At 58.0% G+C, this 5,691-nt stretch carries 6 protein-coding genes and 1 pseudogene; 5 read left to right on the plus strand and 2 right to left on the minus strand.

What is annotated here, in order from left to right; all coding sequences use genetic code 11:
* The 5 genes and pseudogenes from QCE69_RS38965 to QCE69_RS38985 all read left to right on the plus strand — a co-directional run.
* Positions 1-672 (plus strand): annotated as a pseudogene (locus QCE69_RS38965) (acyclic terpene utilization AtuA family protein); the annotation flags it as partial.
* On the plus strand, positions 669-1,007 hold the full coding sequence (locus QCE69_RS38970) for a DUF4387 domain-containing protein (protein ID WP_309936105.1): 339 nt from the start codon (positions 669-671) through the stop codon (positions 1,005-1,007). The pseudogene QCE69_RS38965 and the gene QCE69_RS38970, both read left to right, overlap by 4 nt.
* A gap of 50 nt (positions 1,008-1,057) precedes the next feature.
* A complete protein-coding gene (locus QCE69_RS38975; protein ID WP_309927938.1) occupies positions 1,058-2,416 on the plus strand; it encodes an MFS transporter in 1,359 nt (452 codons plus the stop codon).
* Positions 2,413-3,291 (plus strand): MBL fold metallo-hydrolase, encoded by an 879-nt coding sequence (locus QCE69_RS38980; protein WP_309927936.1) that lies wholly within the window; start codon positions 2,413-2,415, stop codon positions 3,289-3,291. Before QCE69_RS38975 ends, QCE69_RS38980 begins: the two co-directional genes overlap by 4 nt.
* A gap of 70 nt (positions 3,292-3,361) precedes the next feature.
* Complete coding sequence (locus QCE69_RS38985; RefSeq protein WP_309936108.1) at positions 3,362-3,955, plus strand: nitroreductase family protein; 594 nt, start codon at positions 3,362-3,364, stop codon at positions 3,953-3,955.
* A gap of 702 nt (positions 3,956-4,657) precedes the next feature.
* On the opposite strand, the gene QCE69_RS38990 is transcribed toward QCE69_RS38985, so the two are convergent.
* On the minus strand, positions 4,658-5,077 hold the full coding sequence (locus QCE69_RS38990) for a hypothetical protein (RefSeq protein WP_309936106.1): 420 nt from the start codon (positions 5,075-5,077) through the stop codon (positions 4,658-4,660).
* The coding region (locus QCE69_RS38995) for an RHS repeat-associated core domain-containing protein (RefSeq protein ID WP_309936107.1) at positions 5,074-5,691 on the minus strand (618 nt) is incomplete at its 5' end. The genes QCE69_RS38995 and QCE69_RS38990, both read right to left, overlap by 4 nt.

A 5,691-nucleotide genomic window follows, 5' to 3' on the forward strand; every position in this document is an offset into this window, starting at 1 on the left:
GAACCGATGAACCCGCGCGAGCGCTGCACGCCGGCTTCGGTGGCGGCGCACACGCTGTACGAGAAGACGCGTCCGGATTTGCTGACGGGCCCGGGCGGCGTGCTGGATCTGCGCGAGGCGACCTACGAGCAGCTCACGGAGCGGGCAGTGCGGGTGCGTGGCAGCCGCTTCATTCCGGCCGACGACTACACGGTGAAGCTCGAAGGCGCGGGCGTGGTAGGCATGCGCACGATCTTCATCGGCGGGATCCGCGATCCGATCCTGGTGGAACAGATCGACACCTTCCTCGAAGGCATCAAGCAGCAGGCGCACGAGACGTATCCGGAGTTGCGCTCGGGCGAGGCGACGCTGAACTTCCACGTGTACGGCAAGAACGGCGTGATGGGCAGCTTCGAGCCGCAGACACAAGCGGTGCCGCACGAGATCGGCTTGCTGGGGGAAGTGACGGCGGCGAACCAGGAACTGGCGAATGCGATTTGCAGCAGCGTGCGTATCGATGTGCTGCACACGCCGTATCCGGGGCAGGTGGCCACAGCGGGCAACTTCGCGATTCCGCTGAACCCGCCGGAGAACCCGATTGGTCCGGTGTGCAAGTTCACGGTGTATCACGTGATGAAGATCGACTCGGCGGAGTCGCTGTTTCCGGTTGAGATCGTGGAGGTGGGCGCATGAGCACGGTGCAGACACAAAACAAGACGCTGCGCGAACTGGCGAAGGTGGTGCGCAGCAAGAACTCGGGTCCGTTCGAGATCACGTTCGACGTGATCTTCGACGAACCAACGCTATACGAACGCGTGAAGGCGAGCGGAGTGCTGACCGAGGCGCTGATCTGCAAGCTGTACAACGTGAAGAAGGAAGACATCGTGACCTTGATGTTCTTCGACCCGGCGCGCGCCTTCAAGCTGACGCTGAAGCGTTCGTGGGCGCAGGGCAGTGTGGGCGAGCGCGACACCTTCGGCGCGCAGCAGCACGCACCGTTGCTGACAATCGAAATTCCCGGCGTCTGACAGCGCCACTCAAACAAAACCAACGATACGCAACACGCAGAGGAGACATCATGGTCAACGATTCGGACATCCGGCGAGTTTCATTCGCCAGCGCCATCGGCGCAACGCTTGAGTGGTACGACTTCTTCATCTTCGGATCGGCCGCCGCGCTGGTCTTCAACAAGCTGTTCTTCCCCGCCATCGATCCGGTAGCCGGCACCATCGCGGCGCTGGCGAGCTTCGCGATTGGCTTCATCGCGCGTCCCGTGGGCGGCATCGTGTTCGGCCACTATGGCGACAAGATCGGCCGCAAGGCAATGCTCGTCCTGAGTCTCGTGATGATGGGCGGCGTGACCTTCCTGATCGGCCTGTTGCCGACATATGAAAGCATCGGCCTGGGCGCGCCCATCCTGCTGACGACGCTGCGCTTCCTGCAAGGCTTCGCCGTGGGCGGCGAATGGGGCGGCGCCACGCTGATGGTGATCGAGCACTCGCCCGCCAAGAAGCGCGGCTTCTATGGCGCGTGGCCGCAGATGGGCATCTCGGCCGCACTGATCCTCTCGACCGGCGTGATGGCCCTGACGACGGCGTTCACCACGCCCGAGCAGTTCGCTTCGTGGGGATGGCGCGTGCCGTTCCTGCTGTCCGGCATCCTGGTGGTGGTGGGCATCATCATTCGCCGTCGCGTGTCGGAGTCGCCCAGCTTCCAGAAGCTGCAACGCTCGCACACCGCCGAGAAGATGCCGATTGCCACCGTGCTCGCCACGCAGAAGAAGCGCACGCTGCAGATCGTCGCCGCACAGGCCGCCGAGAACACCAGCTTCTTCGTGATCTCCGTGTATGCGCTGGTGTACCTGACGCAGAACCTGCACATCGAGAAGCCGCTCGCGATCCGCGCACTGATGATCGGTTCCTTCTTCACGCTGTTGTCGCAGCCGATCTTCGGCGCGCTGTCCGACCGCATCGGCCGCAAGAAGGTGTACATGGGCGGCATGATTTTCCTCGGCGCGTTCATCTTCCCGTTCTTCAGGATGCTCGATACCGGCAGCTATCCGGTGATCGTCACGGCGATTTCGGTTGCGATGGTCTTCGGCCTCGGCAGCACGCTGTCGGCGCAGCCCGCGCTCATCAGCGAGCAGTATCCGGCCGCGATCCGCTACAGCGGCGTCTCGGTGGCGTACCAGCTTGCCACGGTGATCTGGAGCGGCCCGACGCCGATCCTCGCCGCGCTGTTCGTCATGTGGGCGGGCGGTTACTGGCTGCTGGCGGCGTACATCGTGTTCGCGGCCGTGGTCTCGGTGCTCGGCATCATGCCGCTGCGGGAAGCGGCCGGCGTCGAACTGTCTTCGCTGGAAGAGAATCTGCACCGTGATACAGGCGCGGCGCGTCAGCCGCACGCAACCGGACTGTCGGGAGAACAGGCATCGTGATTCGTTTCAGGATCGGCAAGGTAACGGCTACGCTGGTTGAAGAGACCGTCGACAAGTCCTTCGACTTTCTCAAGTTCTTCCCGCTGGCGACGCCGCAGGACGTGGAAGACAACCTCTCGTGGATCGCGCCGGGCCATTACGATCCCGCCACGGGCCGCATGCTCCTCAGCATGCACTCGTGGTTGCTGGACACGGGGCGGCACAAGATCCTGATCGATGGTTGCGTCGGCAACGACAAGGAGCGGCCCGGCCGTCCCGACTGGTGCAACCTGCAGACACCGTATCTGGATCGCCTCGCGAAAGCAGGTGCGACGCCCGAGCAGATCGACTATGTGCTGTGCACGCACCTGCATGCGGATCACATCGGCTGGAATACGCGGCTTGTGGGCGACCGCTGGGTGCCGACCTTTCCCAATGCGAAGTATGTGTTCGGGAAGACCGAGAACGATTATTGGGCGGCGCGTTACGCGAAGGAATCGACGGGCCATCATATCCTCGGCTACAAGGACAGCGTGCTGCCGGTGATCGAGGCGGGCCAGGCGATGATGATCGACGACTACGCGGAAATCGCCGACTGCCTGTTCATCGAACCGGCGCCGGGTCATACGCCGGGTCACGTCGCGATCTGGCTGAAGTCGAACGACGCGCATGCCGTGATGACCGGTGACATCCTGCATCATCCGATCCAGGTGAAGTATCCGCACTGGAGCTGTTTCGGCTGCATCGACCAGAAGCAATCCGCCGAAACGCGTCGCCGGATTCTGGAGAAGACCTGCGAGCAGCGCGCGCTGCTGCTGCCGGGACATTTCATGGCGCCTTTCGCGGGCTATGTCGACGAGACGCCCGAGGGCTTCGCCTTCCGTCATCCCGAGTGACATGGGGCAGGTTCTTGCGGCCGGGACTGTCATGTCCCGGCCTTTTGCCATTCATCGAAAACGTCACAACATGACACCTCGTCCCGCACCGGGTGATACTGCTATTCATCCTCTTATCGCGGACCGCTGGAGTCCAAGAGCGTATGCGGATCGTCCTGTCGGGCATGCCGAGGTGATGAGCTTGCTCGAAGCGGCGCGCTGGGCGCCTTCGGCATTCAACGCGCAGCCTTGGCGCTTCGTCGTGTTTGAAAAGGCTTTTGATCGCGATGCATTTGAGCGCGCCTTCGGGACGCTGATCTCGTTCAATCAGTCGTGGAATACGCACGCGCAGGTGTTGATCGCCGTGCTGGCGGATACGCTGACGTCAAAGGGCGCGGAGAATCCGACTGCGAGCTACGATGCCGGCGCGGCCGCGATGGCGCTGTTGCTGCAAGCCAGCGCGCAAGGCTTGGCGGCGCACGCGATGAGCGGGCTTGATGCCGATGCATTCCGTGCGGCGTTTGCTGTGCCGGCGCGATTCGAGGTGTTGAGCATGATCTCAGTGGCGCATCATGGCGATGCTCAAGCGTTGCCCGATGCGCTCGCCGAGCGTGAGCAGGCGCCGCGCGCGCGGTTGCCGATTGGGCAGATTGCGCAGTTTGGGGGGTGGGTGGAAATGGGTTAAAGGTGAAACACAGCGCAACTGGAAAGGGTCATCGTGGATTTCATGGATGCTTCAAATTGATCTGCTCAAGCAGCGGCTGGCGGAAGAAGTCTCGCTTTGTCACACGCGTTTTCGGACCCATTCGAACCTCATCGAATTTTGCAGGCTTGCACGCTCTAATAATCCCGTGTCCTGCAATTCCGGTAATCCAGTTTCGCCCTTAACAGCCCGTCAGTAAGGGACTTCGATTTTTCAGGATCGACTAATTACTGACTCCTCTGATTCTTCGGATAAATGTGCTTCATGATTGATCTTCAGATTCCCGAATTGTTAAAGAAAACCAATGAATTGCCCAGTGCCCGGATCGAAGTACCGATTCAGACTTCGCTCCAACTATCCCAACTTCCCGGCTAACTTCTCCCACTTGCCCGCCGCAAAGCCGAGTCACCGTTCTTGACGTTCTTTCTTATGAATTCTTCCGCAAAATAAACGAAATAATCCATCCTAACTCCTTTTCGGGAATGCATGGTGATTATTTACTTTACTACAGCTCTTCTGCCCTTCATGGAAGTGAGCTTCCGTATTGGCGTCGAAAAATTGACAGAATTCTTGTTAATCTGGCTGGCCCACTCTTCGGCCATTTCCTCGACACTGCTAGGACCAACCGCAAGTCCAAGCGGATCAATCCACCCAAAAATGTTAGGCGCAAACAGATACAAATTCTTAGAATAAAAACACAGAAAGACGCTCAAATACATAGTCTTGACTCAGATAGTCCGTGATGCATTCAAAATCATCAAAATCGCTAGGCAAAGGGAGGCCTATTCCGTTTATGTTGTCAACTACGACACATCCGCCCAACGCTACCTGCGTACTTGAATGCTTTAACACGTCCCGCACCGACATACCCGCCCACAGTTTGTTCGCGTAGACAATATCGAGTGCTTGATTGCACTCAATCGCATAGATTCGATTGTCCGAATTGTAACCAACCAGAAGCATTCCATCACTTATCGACAGAACCCCATTCTCCTTCTCAATCTTGTAACTCTCGGCCAGCGACGCAGCAACGATATCAACGTCATTTCTCAAGCTTATTCCCGCCATTGACTTCCCTGGAATCGCCAAATTATTTAGTTTCATGTTACCTCTATCTTGGAGTTCATTAGCACACCATTTACATAGACCGGGCTGTCATAGATTTTGTCATATTTCGAAAATGATCCATGACCAATACGTCCTTGGACCTCTCCATTCCGATACACCTTCCAATAGTCCGAACCATGAATACCTCCCCCTGGATGATGATCTAATATGTCCACATCTCCATTTCTGGTCGTTCTGGTGTAGCGAGTATGAGGTGTTGCATTCGCACTTGTTTTATGAATGCTTGGCGTATAGCCTTTGCTCCTCAAGAATGCATCTACCTCGTGCGGCTTCTTCCCAGTCAGATTGTCAACCCACCGTTTAGCAATATTATTTCTCTTATTGAATGCTTTAGTGCAAGTTAATCCCAGCGGATCAATCCAATTGATCGGATTGGGTGCGTATCGATATGGATTGAGGCCTCCAACAAGCCCAATCGGGTCCTGTGAGATAAAGATGCCGGTGTTGGGATCGAAGTATCTGTACCGGTTGTAATGCAGCCCCGACTCATCATCGAAGTACTGCCCCTGCAACCGAATCGCCTGCTCGACCTTCCGCGTTTCGCACCAATCGATCCCACCCGCAACACTGTAGTGCGTTTCCCAAACGAT

The organism is Caballeronia sp. LZ032 (genome assembly GCF_031451315.1).
Taxonomy (GTDB): Bacteria; Pseudomonadota; Gammaproteobacteria; order Burkholderiales; family Burkholderiaceae; genus Caballeronia.

Excerpts from the sequence above, each read along its gene's own strand:
- QCE69_RS38970 (WP_309936105.1), top strand. The coding sequence starts at position 669 with ATGAGCACGGTGCAGACACAAAACAAGACGCTGCGCGAACTGGCGAAG.
- QCE69_RS38975 (WP_309927938.1), top strand. The coding sequence starts at position 1,058 with ATGGTCAACGATTCGGACATCCGGCGAGTTTCATTCGCCAGCGCCATC.
- QCE69_RS38985 (WP_309936108.1), top strand. The coding sequence starts at position 3,362 with ATGACACCTCGTCCCGCACCGGGTGATACTGCTATTCATCCTCTTATC.
- QCE69_RS38990 (WP_309936106.1), bottom strand. The coding sequence starts at position 5,077 with ATGAAACTAAATAATTTGGCGATTCCAGGGAAGTCAATGGCGGGAATA.